This window comes from Trinickia sp. NRRL B-1857, assembly GCF_050470685.1.
Lineage (GTDB): Bacteria > Pseudomonadota > Gammaproteobacteria > Burkholderiales > Burkholderiaceae > Trinickia.
In genome coordinates this window covers 2434969-2452109 of sequence record NZ_JBFLUK010000001.1, presented here as the reverse complement: position 1 = coordinate 2452109, position 17141 = coordinate 2434969, and the positions used below count along the sequence as shown (strand labels likewise).

Genomic DNA, 17141 nt, shown 5'->3' with positions numbered 1-17141 from the left:
TGCACGCGGACGGGCGATGGGCGCTATTGGTCAACGCGCTACGGACGTGGAGTGCTTTGCTAAGCCGCGAGTGCCGACAGAGGACAAACGATAACGGCCCTGACCGTGCTCGAATGTCTCGTGTGCGCGTTGGCAAGAAAGCGCTACCGTAGCGAGGCGATAGGCGCGTGAGCGCTCACCTGGGTCGCCGTCGGCGTCGGAGTATCAAATCGAAGTAACACGCCCTGCGGGCCCCCTGTAATCGCCGGGAAATTGTAGTAGCTGACTAGGACCGAGCCTTCAAGCACATCGCCCGTAGGATCGAGCAGGACTATGCCGACGAGCGTGCCAGCGTTTGCCGCGGCGTTGGTCCCGTAGGCGTTGTCCACGTGCAGTTCGAATACCCAAACACGTCGAGGGAGATCGGCGAGCCGCAGGCAATCTCTCAATTCAGCAGGCATTACGACACTTGCGGCCCATTTCCGCAGCTTTCGCTTTTCTGCGAGTTGCAGGCGAATAACCAAGTTTGCCGCCGCCGCCGCAGTCGCTTGCGCGCCCATCTTTTGTGCGAGCGAATCGAATATCTGATAGGTCACGTTCATCCCGAACGCCAGCGCCTCCTCTCCTGTCATGAAGACATCGGCGGGAAGAAGTGGCATCGCAAATGCGGCGCTCGACAAGCTGTAATCCCCGTTCGGCATAGGCTGTTGCGGTAATGCTTGATACGGCCCGGTATTGTCGTTGTTGACGACGAACTCCGGCACGTAACTGACTGCGTGTTTGATAGCTAGGACCGTGCCTGTTCCGTTAGTAAAGCTGTAGGCGACGACTTGGGCGGCTGCGGGCGTCGGATTCCACGTGTGCCCAATGACCGTAACAGCATGGCCACCCGACGGCGGGAACAGCGCGAGCAGCACGGGAATTTCCGATTCGACGTAGGCGTGAAGGTGGAGTCGCGCTAATGCCAGTTGCAACGGGGTCAGATTCGTTGTCCCGTCAGTTGGGTTGATCGTTCCCAGAGGAATTCTATGCGGCGAATATCCTGCCGCTCGCACTGCCTCTGTCATCTGATCAATCGTCAACCCCTGTCGGTTCGGCCGAACGCGGCCGTGTATGAAGTATCTTGTCGCGGCGTCTGTGATCTGCGCGGGGTCATGGGCTCGATCCCCTTCCCGCTTTCGCAGCGTTCGCAATGACATCCATATCGACGCTTGAGCGCACGCGCCGACAGCGTTGTCCTGTTGCATGAACGGCGTTCCGACCACGCTAAATCGCTTGCCCGCGAGATGGACGGGAAAGTCGTCCGAGCTTCGTAGATACCCGGGACTCAAGCTGCCTGCGATGATGGTTGCTCCGACGGGGGCGCGTGCAACTGGACGTAGTGTGATAAAGCCGAGGTATGCAGCCGGATCGGCGCGATCAATAAAGTTAAGGGCCGACTCCCCCTGCAACGGCGCGGTGAAGAAAAAGTGAAGCCTGGTACACCAACGTTGAACGTGCGCAAATTGCCGACTGTAGTAGGCGCTGAATTCGGCCGCAAAATCGGGATCGCTCACTCGCCGCTGGATTATGACTGCACACGCACGCCCGCTCAAAAGTAGGATCATGCAGTTATCGAGGGGCCGGTTGTTTCCAGTGCCCACTGGATAGGCGCGCGCGCCGAGGTTGTTCATCTCTGCTGCTATCAGATGTTCAAGATCAGCCTTGCTCTGGAGTGAAGCGAGAGAGAGTCGTTCTGTCATAAAAAAAGCCGCCTCTCGGCGGCCACTATTAGCAGATGTTCGGCTAGAAGACCATCACGGACTTCGAATTTTCAAAAGCCTTCCGCTGCTCCGAGCGGATCTCTTCGATCTTCCCCGCCATTCTGTCCGACAATTCGTGCCGGACCTGCTGAGCCACTGCGGGCGTCATGCTCAGCTCCTTGGCTTCCCCATAGGCCACTTCCACAACAAATTCGCCTAATGCTGTGAGTGATTTCATAAAATTCCTCTATCGAGCCCAAAGATTTCTCTTGACAACTCGCTTGATTACCTACTGTGGAGCAAGGATGCTTGAAAAGCAAGTGTCAATGGGCACATATGACTGAAAAGTCAAGCTAGTCCTGCTGCGGGCGGGGATTCTATCAGCCGCGCGGTCTCCACACAACGGAGGCCGACCTGTATATCGGCACGCACACTGCATACCTTAGGGTGGTCAACGGTTACGCTTAAGGGCACGCAACTTGCGGATCACGACAGGCCTTGCCTGTGGTGCCCTTCGCGAATACTTCTCGCCCCTCCGAGTGTCGCAACGACTTCCGACAGCGACTGGAGTATTGCAAACGCTGGCGCTCGCGGTTTGGGTCAAGCCGAAAAGGCGCAGCGCTAGGTGAAACGGGTTACATCCCGGTTACACGAAACCCAAAAAGCAAAAAGCCCAGCCGTGTAGGCTGGGCTTTTTGCTTGAATTTGTTGGTGGGGCGTGAGTGACTCGAACACTCGACCTACGGATTAAGAGTCCGCTGCTCTACCAACTGAGCTAACGCCCCAACAGACTGCGAATTATGCAGGACTTTTTTCGGCTTGCATAGCCCTTTGCCCCAAATTTCGTAAAAAAATTATGTACGCCCCCGCTAACTCCCGTCCGGCGGGCATGCGGCGACCTTGTCCCATAGATTTCTCACTGTCCCGGTATGATGACGCCACCGCAACGCCCACCCGAGCGACCCCGTTTTTGGCGAGCGGGCCATCGATAAGCCGAAGCGAGCTCACCGAGCCCCGCCAGGCCATGGTCCGAAATCGCCGGCGCTCAGCCCGGAACATAGGGCGCCGAGGCACCCTTGCATCGACGCGGCCGACAGGAGACACCCCATGACAGAATCCGCCATCCTCGATCTGCTCGACCGAGTTCTCGCGCCGTGGGTGCGCTCGCTCGCGCTCAAGCCGGTGACCGTCTCCGACGAAAGCGTCACCTTGCGGCTCCCGTTTTCCGGCGAATTCCGTCATTCGGGCGGCGTCATCTGCGGCCAGGTGTTCATGGCGGCCGCCGATACCGCGATGATCGTCGCGATTTCGGCCGCACTCGGCGAGTTCCGACCGATGACCACCGTTTCGCTGAATATCCACTTCATGCGCGCGGTGCGCGCCGGCGACGTCCTTGTGACCGCGCGCGTGCTGCGCATGGGGCGTAACCTCGTGTTCGGCGAAATCGAACTCGTCGATCAAGACGGCAAAATGGCTGTGCACGCAACCACCACGTACGCGCTCGTCAACTAAGCTGCCGAGCACCGTACCGCGCAACCGGAAAAGGAAGGTTTCATGTTCGATCAGGTCGTCTTCGCAGGCGGCGGCAATCGCTGCTGGTGGCAGGCCGGCTTCTGGGACGTCGTTCAGCCTGAACTCTCACTCTCGCCGCGCATCATCACTGCGATCTCGGCCGGCGCCGCAACCGCCTGCATGCTCTACACGCGCGATTCGCAGTGGGTCATGCGCTACTACGAAGATGTCCTTCGCCACAACAAGAAGAACGTCTATTGGGGCAACGTCTGGCGGCGCGGCGCAGCCGTGTTTCCGCACTACGCGATTTATCGTAGGGCTTTGCTCGATATCTACGGCGAATCGTTCGACAAGCTCGCCAGCGCCCCTGAGATTCGCGTCGGCGTCTCGCGCGTGCCGCGCTGGCTGGGTGCTCGCGCGTCCGTTGCGGCCGGCCTCATCGCCTACAACATCGATAAGCACGTCCGCAAAGTGCTGCACCCCACGCTCGGTCGCGCGCTCGGCTTTCGGCCTGAGTTCGTCAGGGCGCAAGACTGCATCGTCGTCGACGAACTCGCCGATCTCATCTTGCAGTCCTCGTGCACGCCGCCGTTTACACCCGTCTTGAGGCGAGACGGCCGCCCGGTACTCGACGGCGGCATGGTGGACAACGTACCCGTCGGTGCACTCGACGATACGCCGGGCCGCGTGCTCGTGATGGTCACGCGCCGCTATCCGCGTCCGCAAACATTCGTCGTATCGCACGGCAAGCAGCAGCGCCTGTACGTGCAGCCCTCGCGCAAGGTGCCGATCTCCAGTTGGGACTATACGCAGCCCGCGCTCATGCGGCCCGCGTACGACCTCGGCCGCAGCGACGGCGAAGCATTCCTCACACGTCTACCGCAGCTCTCCGAACTCGTGGCCGAATAATCACGCAGTAGAAAGCGCGAGCCTCGTCTAAACGACGCTCGCGCCTATCTCCGGCCGGCCGTCGAGACGACGGCTCAACGCCTGCGCACGACGCTCAGCGCCTCCGGATTGACGACGTTGGATACGTCGCCGTCATCGAATGCAAGGATGTTCTTGAACGCTGCGCTGAAGTAAAGCTCGTAGCTTTCGCGCTCGACGTAGCCGATATGCGGTGTGCAGATGACGTTCTCCATGCGCAAGAGCCCGTAGCCCTGCAAGATCGGTTCGCTTTCGAAAACGTCGATGGCGACCATACCCGGCCGGTTGTGCGACAGCGCATTGACGAGCGCGTTCTCCTCGAGCAATTCGGCGCGGCTCGTGTTGACGAATAGCGCCGTCGGCTTCATCCGCAGCAGGTCGGCTTGTTTGACGATGCCGCGCGTGTCGTCGTGCAAACGCAAATGCAGCGTCAACACATCGCTTTCCTCGAACAAGGCCTCGCGGCTCGCGGCGGCTTCATAGCCGTCGGCCTTCGCGGCCTCGAGCGAATGCTCGCGGCCCCAAACGAGCACGCGCATGCCGAACGCCTTGCCGTAGCCGGCCACGAGACGTCCGATCTTGCCGTACCCCCAAATGCCGAGCGTATGGCCACGCAGCACCGTGCCGAGACCGAAGTTCGGCGGCAGCACCGAGGTCTTCAGCCCCGACTGCTGCCACGCACCTTGTTTGAGGTTCGCAACGTACTGAGGAATGCGGCGTTGTGCCGCCATGATGAGGGCCCACGTGAGTTCGGCGGGCGCGATCGGCGAGCCGACGCCTTCGAGCACGGCGATGCCGCGCTCGGTACAGGCGGCTAGATCGATGTGATTCGAGACCTTGCCCGTTTGGCTGATCATGCGCAGATGCGGAAGCTTATCGAGCAGCTGCGACGTGACGCGCGTGCGTTCCCGAATCAGCACCAAAGCATCGACTTCCGCGAGGCGGCTGGCCAACTGCCCGAGGCCTCGCACCGTGTTATTGAACACTTTGACGTCGTGGCCGGTCAGTAGCTGGAAACAATCGAGTTTGCGGACGGCGTCTTGGTAGTCGTCGAGAATGGCAATCTTCATAGGCTAGGGAGGTTCGTTTTGCAGTGCACGATGTACGCAATAGACGCAGTGATATGCTTGTCGGTTCCAACCTGTCACAGGAGAACGAGCTGGCATGAGCGATGCGACACGCACGGTCACGATGCTCACGGCTTTCACTAGGCAGGACCGCCTCTTTTTAACAGCTTGTCGCGCCGGCGCGCAAGCCGCAGATTACGCGCGTGCATACATCGCTCCCGAAAGCGTATCGATGCCACGCGCCCGGCGACAAGCCGTTTCGCTCCTGACGCAACCGTTCGTACGCGCAGCGTACGCGTACGAACGCGCCTCTCGCATGCAGCGTCAGCGAGCCAATCCCGTTTCCTTCTTAACGATCACAAAACGGAGACTGCTCGATGAACCATCCCGCCTTTGGAGGCGTCGCCACATTTGAAGCACCCGCCTACGTCAAACATCGAAAGCTGATCGAGTGGGTTCAGCGCGTGGCCGAGCTGGCGAAACCGGACCGCATCGTCTGGTGCGACGGCTCGCAAGAAGAAAACGATCGTCTGTGCGAACAGATGGTCGCGGCCGGCACGCTCAAGCGCTTGAACGCCGAGAAGCGGCCCAATTCGTATCTCGCCTGCTCGGATCCGTCCGACGTCGCGCGCGTCGAAGATCGCACATTCATCTGTTCCGAGTATCGCGACGACGCAGGTCCGACGAATAACTGGACCGAGCCTTCCGAAATGCGCGCCACGCTCGAGCACTTGTTCGACGGGGCGATGCGGGGCCGCACACTTTACGTCGTACCTTTTTCGATGGGGCCGATCGGTTCGCCGATCGCGCATATCGGTATCGAGTTAACCGATAGTCCATACGTGGTCGTCAATATGCGGATCATGACGCGCATGGGTCGCGCGGTGTACGACGTGCTCGGCACCGACGGTGAGTTCGTGCCTTGCGTGCATTCGGTCGGCGCGCCGCTGGCCGCCGGTCAGGCGGACGTGGCATGGCCGTGCAACCCGACCAAATACATCGTGCATTTCCCGGAAGCCCGCGAGATTTGGAGCTTCGGTTCGGGCTACGGCGGCAATGCGCTGCTCGGCAAGAAATGCTTCGCTCTGCGCATCGCCTCGACGATGGGCCGCAGGGAAGGCTGGCTCGCCGAGCACATGCTGATATTGACCGTTACGTCTGACGAAGGGCGCAAGTATCGCGTGGCCGCTGCGTTCCCCTCGGCCTGCGGCAAGACGAACTTCGCCATGCTGATCCCGCCGCGCGCGATGGACGGCTGGACGATCTCGACGATCGGCGACGACATCGCGTGGATCAAGCCGGGCAAGGACGGTCGGCTTTATGCGATCAACCCCGAGGCGGGGTATTTCGGCGTCGCGCCGGGGACGAGCGAAAAGACGAACTACAACGCGATGGCTACGCTCAAGGCCAACGTGATTTTCACGAACGTTGCGCTGACCGACGACGGCGACGTCTGGTGGGAAGGTATGACGGATACGCCGCCCGCCCACTTGATCGATTGGCAAGGCCAGGATTGGACGCCCGAGATCGCGAAGGAAACGGGCCGCAAAGCCGCGCACCCGAACGCGCGCTTTACCGCGCCCGCGGCGCAATGCCCGTCGGTCGATCCCGATTGGGAGAACCCGGCCGGCGTGCCGATCGATGCCTTCATCTTCGGCGGTCGCCGCTCGAGTACGGTGCCGCTAGTGACGGAAGCCCGCAATTGGGTGGAGGGCGTCTATATGGCCGCGACGATGGGCTCGGAGACGACCGCGGCGGCAGCCGGCCAGCAAGGCGTCGTGCGGCGCGATCCGTTCGCGATGCTGCCGTTCTGCGGTTACCACATGGGCGATTATTTCGATCATTGGCTTCGGGTGGGCGAGCGCTTGGACGCGCTCGGCGCCAAGCTGCCGAAGATTTTTTGCGTCAATTGGTTCCGCAAGGGGCCGGACGGCAAGTTCGTCTGGCCGGGCTTCGGCGAAAACATGCGCGTGCTGCGCTGGATGATCGGACGCGTAGAAGGACGCGCGACCGGCTCCGATCATGCGTTCGGCGTTTCGCCTCGCTACGAGGACATCGACTGGAACGGGCTCGACTTCACACGCGCGCAGTTCGATCAGGTCATTTCCGTCGATGACGCCGATTGGCGACGCGAACTCGCGCTCCACGCGGAGTTTTTCGATTCGTTACGGCACCGGCTACCCGCCGCGCTTACGCAGACGAAAGCCGAAATCGAAAATCGCCTCGCGCCGGCTTAACCATTCGAACTTGCGCACGGCGCCGTACCGCGCCGTGCGGCCTTCTGCAAAAGACCGCCTCGGGCGGTCTTTTTTTTCGACGAATGCCTGGACTGTACCGATTTTTCACAATGTGAATTTCGGGAACAAATGATTACCGCTTGTTTCTCGCTTCGAAACAAAAACCCGTATGCGCGCAACTCTGCGCGCGTTTCAAAGTCGTAGGACAATCACGAATTGGCTCAGGAATTTTTTTCTGAGTAACAACAAGCGGCAGGAGTCGTCAATGGATCATTTGCAGTCAATGCGTGTGTTCGTGAAAGTGGCGGATCTCGGCAGTTTCGCTCGTGCGGCCGGCGCGATGGATATCTCCAACGCCGTCGCCACGCGTCACGTCGCCGATCTGGAAGGCCGCCTCGGCACGCGCCTGCTCAACCGCACTACGCGTAGTCTCTCGCTAACCGAATCGGGCCAGGTCTATCTCGAGCGCGCCCGCCAAATTCTTGATGAGCTCGAAGACGTCGAGCAAATGGTCGTCGCCCGCAATCATGAGCCCGTCGGCACGTTGCGGATCGTCGCGCCCGTGGTTTTCGGCCTACATAACCTCGCGCCGGTTCTCCAGACGTATACGCAGCGCTATCCGAAAGTCGTGCCGGATCTGACGCTCGTCGATCGCAGCGTCGATCTCGTAGAGGAAGGATTCGACGTCGGTATCGTTATCGCCCAAAGGGTGCGCAGCGCGAGCATCGTGACGCGCCGGCTGACGACGGGCTGCATGATCGTCTGCGCAACTCCCGCTTATTTGGAGAAGCACGGCACCCCGACGCGGCCCGAGGAATTGCTCGACCACGCGTGCTTGAGTCTGCCGACCGAGTATTGGGGCGACGAGCGCGTATTTACGGGGCCGGAAGGCGAGGTGCGCGTGCGCCCGTCGAACGTCATCGTGGCTAACAACACGGAAATGCTGCGCCAGTTCGCCTTGCTCGATATGGGCATCGCGATTTTGCCGAGCTACCTGATCGGCAGCGATGCGACGCGCGGCAACCTCGTGCGCGTGCTCAGCGATTACCGTCTGCCTCAAGTCGAAATCAATATCGGCTACCCGAGCCGACGCCACCTGCCGGCCAAGGTGCGGACGTTTATCGACCACCTGGTCGATCACTTCAGCCAGACGCCGAACGGCACGCTCGGCGAACTGTGGCTTAAGGACGCACCCGAGGCGACGCCGATGCCGGCGTTGCAGCAGGCCGAGCCTGTCGACGGCGACGAGGAGGCCTACGAAGTGGACGGCGAAAGCGATGCGTTCGGCAGCCGGCGAGATAGCACACTGCGCAAGATGGCACGTCAGCCGCGTGTGCGCGTGAGCACGCCGTCGCCGCTTTGACGCGCGAGCACCGGTCGAGCGCTATTTAAACGCCGTAAAAAAATAAAGCGAGCGCGTGAGGCGCTCGCTTTATTCGTCTGCATCGTCCCGGCAGCGTTTGGCGTTAGGCGTTGACCTTACGCGCCGTTGCACGCTTCGCCGGTGTTTTGGCGGCCGTCTTCACCGCGGCCTTGGTCGCGGTTTTGGTGGCGGCTTTCTTGGCCGGAGCCGCCGCGGTCGCGGTTTCGGCCGCGCTGTCGTCCTCAGCGCCGTTGTCGGCGGCGGCTTTGCGCGACGCGCTCTTTGCTGCCGTCTTGGCCGAAGGCTCTTTTTTCTCGAACTCGAAGCCGATTTTCCCGTCGCTCTGCTTGACGAGAAACGCCTTGAAGTTTCGGCCCGTGCGCGACGACTTGAAGCTCGTCAGCAAATCGGTGCGGCCTTCGCCAAGTAGCTTCGCCATCTGCTCGCGCGCAATTTCTTGTTGCAAGATCACCTTGCCCGAGCGGAAATCGCACGTCTTGGGATTTGCAACGGAGTTTTCGCAGACGTAGCTCATGCCATGCTCGAATACTCGGGCGTGACATTTCGGGCAGGCGCCGACGCTCTCTTGTCCCGAGAAGTCCGGCGCTTCGCCGTCCTCGCCGCCCGCATCCTGGCCGAAATCGAACTCGAGTTTGTAGTTCTTCGTCTCGTCGTCGAACGTGAGCTTCAGGATCGCGGAGAAGGGCCGCCCCATCTTGCTGCGGAAACCCGACAGCGGACCGATCGACTTTTGCGCGAGCAGCGTCTCGACTTCCTCGGTTTCGAACTGCCGGCTGCCGGGAATTTTCGAAATCGAGAATTCGCATTGCGTGCATGCGAAGCGGCGGTAGTTTTCCTTAACCTGCCCGCCGCAATTCGGACACGGCGTGGCGAGCGTCGCGTAATCGCCGGGAATCGTATCGGAGTCGTATTCCTTGGCGCGCTTGACGATCGTCTGCGTCATGCGCGCGATCTCTTGCATGAACGCGTCGCGTGCAAGCTTGCCGCGCTCCATCTGCGAGAGCTTGTATTCCCACTCGCCCGTCAACTCGGGCGCCGTCAGCTCTTTGACGCCGAGCCCGCGCAACAGCGTCATCAACTGAAACGCCTTCGCCGTCGGAATCAATTCGCGGCCCTCGCGCACGAGGTATTTCTCGCCGAGCAGCCCTTCGATGATGGCCGCGCGCGTGGCCGGCGTGCCGAGGCCCTTGGCGGCCATCGCCTCACGCAGTTCGTCGTCTTCGACGAGCTTGCCGGCGCCTTCCATCGCGGAGAGCAGCGTCGCTTCGTTATAGCGTGCGGGCGGCTTCGTCGTCAGGCCGTGCGCCGCGATCTTGTCGGTCTTGACCTTCTCGTCCTTTTGCACGGGAACGAGGTTGGCATCTTCGCCGCTCGATTCCTTGCCGTAGATCTGCAACCAGCCGGGCTCGACCAGCACCTTGCCTTCGGTCTTGAAGTGATGCCCTGCGACCTCGGTCACGCGTGTCGTGACGCGGTATTCGGCCGCGGGGAAAAAGACGGCCAGGAACCGCTTCACGACGAGGTCGTACAGCTTCTGCTCGGGCTCGGACAGTGCTTTGGGCGCTTGTAGCGTCGGGATGATAGCGAAGTGGTCGCTGATCTTCGAATTGTCGAAGATGCGCTTATTCGGCTTGACCCACCCTTTGTCGAGCACCTGCTTGGCGAACGGCAGGTAGTTGTTGCTCTCCTTGAGCATTTGCAGCGTGTCCTGAACCGTACCGAGATAATCCTCGGGCAGCGCACGCGCGTCGGTACGCGGATAGGTCAGGACTTTGTGCTTTTCGTATAGCGCTTGCGCAAGCCCGAGCGTGTTCTTCGCCGAGAAGCCGAAGCGGCCGTTCGCCTCGCGCTGCAAGCTCGTCAGATCGAAGAGCTGCGGCGAGAGCTGAGTCGAGGGCTTGGATTCCTCCGACACCGTTCCGATGTGATCGCGGCAGGCCGCCACCACCGATTCGGCAGCCGCGACGCTCCACAGACGCGAGTCGCGCTTCTCGGGATCGAACTCGTCGCGCTTGAACTTCGGATCGAACCAGCGGCCTTCGTAGAAGCCGCCCGCGCAGACGAACTCCGCCCGCACTTCCCAATAGTCGCGCGGCACGAAGTGACGAATCTTTTCCTCGCGCTCGACGACGATCGAGAGCGTCGGCGTTTGAACCCGTCCCACCGTCGTCAGGAAAAAGCCGCCGCCCTTGCTGTTGAACGCGGTCATCGCGCGCGTGCCGTTGATGCCGACGAGCCAGTCGGCCTCCGAACGGCAACGCGCCGCGTCGGCCAGCGGCTGCATGTCGCTGTCGCTGCGCAGGTGTGCGAAGCCGTCGCGGATCGCCGCGGGGGTCATCGATTGAAGCCAAAGCCGCTGGACCGGTTTCTTCACGCTCGCGTGCTGCGCGATGAGGCGGAAAATCAACTCGCCCTCGCGCCCCGCGTCACATGCATTGATGAGGCGCTCGACATCCTTGCGCTTGATCAACTTGGTCAGGACTTTGAGCCGCGACTCGCTCTTTGCGATCGGGTTGAGGTCGAAATGCGGCGGAATGACGGGTAAATGAGCGAAGCTCCATTTCCCTCGCTTGACTTCGTATTCTTCGGGCGCGGCGATCTCGAGCAAATGGCCGACCGCCGAGGAGAGCACGTATTCGTCGCTCTCGTAGTACTCGTCATGTTTGGTGAAGCCGCCGAGTGCGCGCGCGATGTCGTTCGCGACCGAGGGCTTCTCCGCAATGATCAGTGCTTTGGACATGACAGGATTAATGTAGTGATCGGGGTCTGATCCCCGATTGAGTTCCCTTCAACGACCGCTTTATAGCACACGGCGCGGTGGTGGCGAATTCTTGCCCCAAAAAGGATCAAGCCGGCGCCGAGGCGCCGGCACCGGCCGCCGCGCTCGGATGCGTGCGGCGCAAGCCTTTGCGGACGGCAAGCCGGCGTGCACCACGTGCACGGAATGTGCCACGGGGCACCATCGGGCGAGATGGCTCGCGGCCAGGCTCAAACCACCGCCAGCGTCGGCCGCACCTTCGGTGCGCCGACCGCGTTGGGCAAGGCCGTTAGGTCGGCAAGCATGCGCTCCGCAATCGCACGGTGCGGCAGGACCGTCCCGAAAAACCGGGCGGTCGTCCCATCCTCGATGAGCAAGGTCGGGAAATTCTCGACGTCGAGATCGTCGAAGCGGTCGGCGTGCGTTTCGATATCGATCCAGACGAAACACATATCGGGGTGGGCGTCGGCAAGCTGGTCGAACGTTTCACGGTATTCGCGGCAAGTGCCGCACCATTGAGCGCACAAACAGGCGACGAGCAGCGTGTTCGGGTCGTTGACCCGCTCGCCGATCTCGTCCGAGTCGGTGTCCAGGTTCAGCGCGGGCATGATGCGTTCCTTCTTTTTAATGCCGATAGCGGTTTGGGGGACTGTAGCACGACGGGTTCGGCCGGCGTTGTGCGTCGCGTCACCCTTCGGTATGCCGAACGTACCGGCCGCCCGGCAGGACGGTGAGACACCCGCGCAGTTCGAGCTCGAGCAGGGCCCCTTGCAATGCCGCGCTGTCCATGTCGGTGCGCGCAGCGAGAATTTCAAGCGCGGCGGGGGCGTGACCGAGCGCATCGAGCAGCCGCTGGCCGTCGGGGGACAGTTCGCGCGGCGCCGCGGGGCTAGGCGTGTCGAAGAGCGCTAGCGTCATGGGGGGCTGCGGCCCGGCTTCGCGGGATGCACGCGGTCGCGGCGGGGAAGACCTGCGTACCGGGCGCGACGAGGTTTCTCTCTGGCGGCCACGCAGGTTCGTCTCGGTCGCGGCAAGGCAAGCGCGGGGCAATCCAAGCCCTTGCAGAACGTCGTCCGGCGTCTCGACGAGCATCGCGCCATCCTTTATCAACTGGTGGCACCCGCGCGAGACGGGCGAGTGGATCGATCCCGGTATCGCGAATACATCGCGCCCCATTTCGTTCGACAACCGGGCGGTAATCAGCGAGCCGGAGCGCAATGCCGCTTCCACGACGAGCACACCTTTCGTCAGACCGGCGATGAGCCGATTGCGCTGAGGGAAATGCGCCGGCTTGGCCGGCGTCGCGAGCGGCCATTCGGAGATGATCGCGCCGCGCGCTGCAATCTCTTGTGCGAGCGCCCGGTGCTGAGCCGGATAGACGACGTCGGCGCCCGTGCCGACGACCGCCACGGTCGCGCCTCCGGCGTCGAGCGCGCCGCGATGGGCGGCGGCGTCGACGCCGAGGGCGAGACCGGAAACGACGGCAAGCCCCGAGCGAGCCAGTTCGCGTGCAAAACGCCCGGCATCGGCAATGCCTTGCGGCGTGGCATTTCGACTGCCGACGATCGCCACGCCGGGCGCGTGTAGCCATTCGAGCCGGCCGCTGACGTAAAGCAGCGGCGGGGGATCGTGCATCGTCAAAAGCGCGCTGGGGTATGCCGGATCGTCAAGTGCGAGGAGCGTGTGGCCGGGCGTTGCGTGCCATTCGAGCGTTCGCTCCAATTGTTCTCTCACGTCGGCGTGCGCGGCTTCGGCAACAGCTTGGGCAACAACGGTTCCCGCCGTTGCTGCAAGCGCCTCAAAGGGCTGAGCGAGTAGCGCCTGTCCGTCGCCGAACGCCGCGAGCAACGCGCGCAGCGTCGCGGGCTTGAGCGCTCTGACGCTCATTAAGGCAAGCCATGCCCGCAACTGCTCGCGGGTCATCGCGCGTGCGTCCATGGGCACACGCCTTCGCTTGGCCGCCTGCGAACTCGCGAGCGCCGTGATAAAATTTTCACCATCCGAAATACCCCAGAACGTAGCCGATGTCGCGCGTATCTCGCCGCGGCGAGCTGCCTGACGGCGTGCGCGGTTCGGCGTATCTTCGATGATCCGAGAGGGCCGCGCTAGTCGACCGAACGGCTAGCGATCCTGTAGACAGACCAATCGACGATGCATATTCCGGCTGCGTCGTAACGACTTTTAACACCATGGCTTTGCTGAGCATCCTCAATTACCCCGACAAGCGGCTGCATAAGGTCGCCAAACCGGTCCAGAAGGTGGACGACCGGATCCGTAAGCTCGTCGCCGATATGGCCGAGACGATGTACGCCGCGCCCGGCGTGGGCTTGGCCGCGACGCAGGTGGACGTGCACGAGCGCGTCATCGTCATCGACGTCTCGGAAACGCACGACCAGTTGCGCGCGTTCGTCAATCCCGAAATCGTATGGTCCAGCGACGAGCGCCGGATCAACGAGGAAGGTTGCTTGTCGGTTCCCGGCGTCTACGATGAAGTCGAGCGGGCCGAGCGCGTTCGCGTGCGAGCGCTCAACGAACGTGGCGAGACGTTCGAGCTCGACTGCGAAGGTCTGCTGGCCGTCTGTATCCAGCACGAAATGGATCACTTGATGGGCCGCGTCTTCGTCGAATATTTGTCGCCGCTCAAGCAGACCCGCATCAAGACGAAAATGAAGAAGCTCGCGCACGCGATGTGACGCGCCTTTCCTATCCGCCGCATTCGTTCGATACATGACCCATACGCTGCGCGTCGTTTTTGCCGGCACGCCCGAGTTCGCCTCCGCCGCGCTCGCCGCCATCCATGAAGCCGGCTTTACCGTGCCGCTGGTGTTGACGCAGCCCGACCGCCCGGCCGGACGCGGCATGAAGTTGCAGGCGAGCGCCGTCAAGCGCTACGCGCTGGAGCACGGGCTCGAGGTTGCGCAGCCGCCCTCGCTGCGTCGAGCCGGCAAGTTTCCGGCCGAGGCTAGTGCGGCGATCGACCTGCTGCGCGCGACGCCGCACGACGTGATGGTCGTTGCCGCGTACGGTTTGCTGTTGCCGCAGGAAGTGCTCGATATCCCGCCGCGCGGTTGCATCAACATTCACGCGTCGCTTTTGCCGCGATGGCGCGGCGCCGCGCCGATCCACCGCGCGATCGAAGCCGGCGATGCCGAGACGGGCATCACGCTCATGCAGATGGATGCGGGGCTCGATACCGGTGCCATGATCGATGTGGGACGCACGCCGATCGATCCGAGCGATACCACCGCGACACTGCACGACAAGCTCGCGGCGCAAGGCGCGCGGCTCATCGTCGATGCGCTTTCGCGCCTCGAGGGCACGGGCGCATTGCCTGCGGCCCCGCAGCCCGATGAGGGGGTGACGTACGCGGAGAAAATCGGCAAGGATGAAGCGGCGCTCGATTGGCATGCCGGCGCGACGACGCTCGCGCGCCGAGTGCGCGCGTTCGATCCGTTCCCGGGCGGCGTCGCCACGCTCGAGGACGGCACGGCGCTCAAGGTCTGGGCGGCCGACGTCGCCAGCGCATCGGGTGCGAGCGCGGAGCCGGGAACGATCGTCTCGGTATCGGCCGACGGCGTCGTCGTCGCTTGCGGCGAAGGCGCGCTGCGGCTCACGCAACTGCAAAAACCGGGCGGCAAGCGCTTGCCGGTGCGGGAATTCCTGGCCGGCACGGCGCTGCAAGCCGGTCAGCGTCTAAGGCTACCCGAAGCCGCCTGAGCAGCGGCGCCGCGCCCTGGCGGGCCCGCGCGCAAACGAGCGCCCGCCATGCGATCATGGTGGGGCGCGCCATCCCCATCCAGGAGCATTCGAGCATGTTCGGCATCGTCCATTTTCCGTTTTTCGTCGCCGCGGTGTTTTTGCTGAATGTCACGCCCGGACCCGATACGGCCTACATCGTGGGGCGCAGCGTGGCGCAAGGCCGCGGTGCGGGATTGATGTCGGCGCTCGGAATCTGTTCCGGATGCTGCATTCATACGATCGCCTGCGCGTTCGGCCTCACGGCGTTGCTCGCCGCATCGGCCACCGCCTTCACCGTCATCAAGTTCGCGGGCGCCATCTATTTGATTTATCTCGGTGTGCGCTTGGCGTTCGGCTCGTCGAAAACGCAGGCGAACGCGGCCCAGGCAAGCGAGACGTCGGCGCAGCAAGCCAGCAGGCCGCTCAGGCAACTGTACTTGCAAGGGTTTTGGACGAACGTTCTCAATCCGAAGGTCGTACTCTTTTTCGTCTCGTTCTTCCCCCAGTTCGTCTCGGCGGAAAGCGAACATAAGGCGCTTGCGTTTCTGACGCTCGGCGGCGTGTTCATCGCGATGAGCGTTGTGTGGTGTCTGTTCCTCGTCTGGGTCGCCAGTAGCGTGACGCGTCGTCTGGGCGGCACGCCCACGGTCAAGAAATGGCTCGACCGCGTGGTCGGCAGCGCGTTCGTCGGTCTGGGGCTGCGGCTCGCTGCCGTCCAGCGCTAGAGCGGCTGCTTCGTTCGCGCGCGGCCGAGATAGGCTGATTCCTGACGAATCGCTTACAATAGAGCGTGACGCCAGGGGCGGCCTATGTGGGGTTCGTCGCCGCGGCGCAAACGAAAAAAGGAGTGCACATGTTCAATTGGGTCAAAACCGCGATGCTGATGGCCGCGATCACGGCCCTGTTCGTTGTCATCGGCGGGATGATCGGCGGCTCGCGCGGCATGATGGTCGCGCTCGTCATCGCGCTGGCGATGAATTTCTTTTCGTATTGGTTCTCCGACAAAATGGTCCTGAGCATGTACAACGCTCAGGAAGTCGACGAAACCAGCGCGCCGCAGTTCTATCGGATGGTGCGCGAGCTCGCCACGCGCGGCGGTCTGCCGATGCCCCGCGTCTACCTCATCAACGAAAACGCGCCGAATGCTTTTGCGACGGGCCGCAACCCCGAGCACGCGGCGGTCGCTGCCACCACGGGCATCTTGCAGATCTTGTCGGAGCGCGAGATGCGCGGCGTGATGGCCCATGAGTTGTCGCACGTGAAGCACCGCGACATCTTGATTTCGACGATTTCGGCCACGATGGCCGGCGCGATTTCGGCGCTCGCCAATTTCGCGATGTTCTTCGGCGGGCGCGATGAGGAGGGCCGGCCGGCCAACCCGATCGCCGGCATCGCGGTCGCGTTGCTCGCACCGATCGCCGCGGCGATGATTCAGATGGCGATTTCGCGCGCACGCGAATTCGAGGCCGATCGTGGCGGAGCGCAGCTCTCGGGCGATCCGCAAGCGTTGGCCTCCGCGCTCGATAAAATCCATCGCTACGCGTCGGGGATCCCGTTCGCGGCGGCGGAAGCGCATCCCACGACCGCGCAGATGATGATTCTGAATCCGCTTTCGGGCGGCGCCGTGGCGAACTTGTTCTCGACCCATCCGGCAACCGAGGAGCGCATCGCTCGCCTCATGGAAATGGCGCGCACAGGCCGATACGACTGAACTCGTTCGCCGCCGAGCGCATCACGCAGAGATAGGAAACGGGCCCCGACGGGCCCGTTTGCTTTGATGCGCTCGTTCGCCGCCAA

The 17141-nt window shown here is 62.5% G+C and carries 14 protein-coding genes and 1 tRNA gene; 8 read left to right on the top strand and 7 right to left on the bottom strand.

Translation table 11 applies throughout. The annotated features are described in order from the left end of the window. Window positions 1-143: 143 nt before the first annotated feature. From AB1286_RS10925 to AB1286_RS10915, 3 genes are all read right to left on the bottom strand, one after another. A complete protein-coding gene (locus AB1286_RS10925) occupies window positions 144-1721 on the bottom strand; it encodes a hypothetical protein (RefSeq protein WP_430363301.1) in 1578 nt (525 codons plus the stop codon). 43 nt (window positions 1722-1764) lie between these two features. Further along, complete coding sequence (locus AB1286_RS10920) at window positions 1765-1959, bottom strand: hypothetical protein (protein ID WP_430363300.1); 195 nt, start codon at window positions 1957-1959, stop codon at window positions 1765-1767. A gap of 471 nt (window positions 1960-2430) precedes the next feature. After that, window positions 2431-2506 (bottom strand) — tRNA-Lys (locus AB1286_RS10915). Window positions 2507-2828: 322 nt separating this feature from the next. On the opposite strand from AB1286_RS10915, the gene AB1286_RS10910 reads away from it, so the two are divergent. Beyond that, window positions 2829-3233, top strand: a complete 405-nt coding sequence (locus AB1286_RS10910) for a PaaI family thioesterase (RefSeq protein WP_102645673.1) — start codon at window positions 2829-2831, stop codon at window positions 3231-3233. 42 nt (window positions 3234-3275) lie between these two features. Further along, the gene (locus AB1286_RS10905; protein ID WP_430363299.1) at window positions 3276-4142 is read left to right on the top strand and encodes a patatin-like phospholipase family protein; all 867 of its coding nucleotides are present in this window, start codon (window positions 3276-3278) and stop codon (window positions 4140-4142) included. A 74-nt stretch (window positions 4143-4216) separates the two neighbouring features. On the opposite strand, the gene AB1286_RS10900 is transcribed toward AB1286_RS10905, so the two are convergent. Beyond that, a complete protein-coding gene (locus tag AB1286_RS10900; RefSeq protein ID WP_430363298.1) occupies window positions 4217-5230 on the bottom strand; it encodes a D-2-hydroxyacid dehydrogenase family protein in 1014 nt (337 codons plus the stop codon). Window positions 5231-5604: 374 nt separating this feature from the next. On the opposite strand from AB1286_RS10900, the gene AB1286_RS10895 reads away from it, so the two are divergent. Together AB1286_RS10895 and AB1286_RS10890 are read left to right on the top strand one after the other, a co-directional pair. Further along, a complete protein-coding gene (locus AB1286_RS10895) occupies window positions 5605-7464 on the top strand; it encodes a phosphoenolpyruvate carboxykinase (GTP) (protein ID WP_430363297.1) in 1860 nt (619 codons plus the stop codon). Window positions 7465-7729: 265 nt separating this feature from the next. Further along, window positions 7730-8827: a LysR family transcriptional regulator gene (locus tag AB1286_RS10890; protein ID WP_430363296.1), complete on the top strand. Its 1098-nt coding sequence runs from the start codon at window positions 7730-7732 to the stop codon at window positions 8825-8827. 103 nt (window positions 8828-8930) lie between these two features. Here AB1286_RS10890 and AB1286_RS10885 read toward each other — a convergent pair whose 3' ends face one another. The 3 genes from AB1286_RS10885 to dprA form a co-directional block, all read right to left on the bottom strand. Continuing rightward, the gene (locus tag AB1286_RS10885) at window positions 8931-11588 is read right to left on the bottom strand and encodes a DNA topoisomerase III (RefSeq protein WP_430363295.1); all 2658 of its coding nucleotides are present in this window, start codon (window positions 11586-11588) and stop codon (window positions 8931-8933) included. Window positions 11589-11836: 248 nt separating this feature from the next. Continuing rightward, window positions 11837-12214, bottom strand: a complete 378-nt coding sequence (locus AB1286_RS10880; protein WP_430363294.1) for a thioredoxin family protein — start codon at window positions 12212-12214, stop codon at window positions 11837-11839. A gap of 79 nt (window positions 12215-12293) precedes the next feature. Next, complete coding sequence (gene dprA, locus AB1286_RS10875; protein WP_430363293.1) at window positions 12294-13544, bottom strand: DNA-processing protein DprA; 1251 nt, start codon at window positions 13542-13544, stop codon at window positions 12294-12296. Between the two features lie 251 nt (window positions 13545-13795). Here dprA and def point away from each other — a divergent pair, with 251 nt between their 5' ends. The 4 genes from def (at window position 13796) to htpX (ending at window position 17055) form a co-directional block, all read left to right on the top strand. Continuing rightward, window positions 13796-14299: a peptide deformylase gene (def, locus tag AB1286_RS10870; protein WP_430363292.1), complete on the top strand. Its 504-nt coding sequence runs from the start codon at window positions 13796-13798 to the stop codon at window positions 14297-14299. A 34-nt stretch (window positions 14300-14333) separates the two neighbouring features. After that, window positions 14334-15323, top strand: a complete 990-nt coding sequence (gene fmt / locus AB1286_RS10865; protein WP_430363291.1) for a methionyl-tRNA formyltransferase — start codon at window positions 14334-14336, stop codon at window positions 15321-15323. Window positions 15324-15418: 95 nt separating this feature from the next. Beyond that, entirely contained in the window at window positions 15419-16069 is a 651-nt protein-coding gene (locus tag AB1286_RS10860) for a LysE family translocator (protein WP_430363290.1), read from the top strand. Window positions 16070-16197: 128 nt separating this feature from the next. Continuing rightward, complete coding sequence (htpX, locus tag AB1286_RS10855; protein WP_430363289.1) at window positions 16198-17055, top strand: zinc metalloprotease HtpX; 858 nt, start codon at window positions 16198-16200, stop codon at window positions 17053-17055. Window positions 17056-17141: the final 86 nt, after the last annotated feature.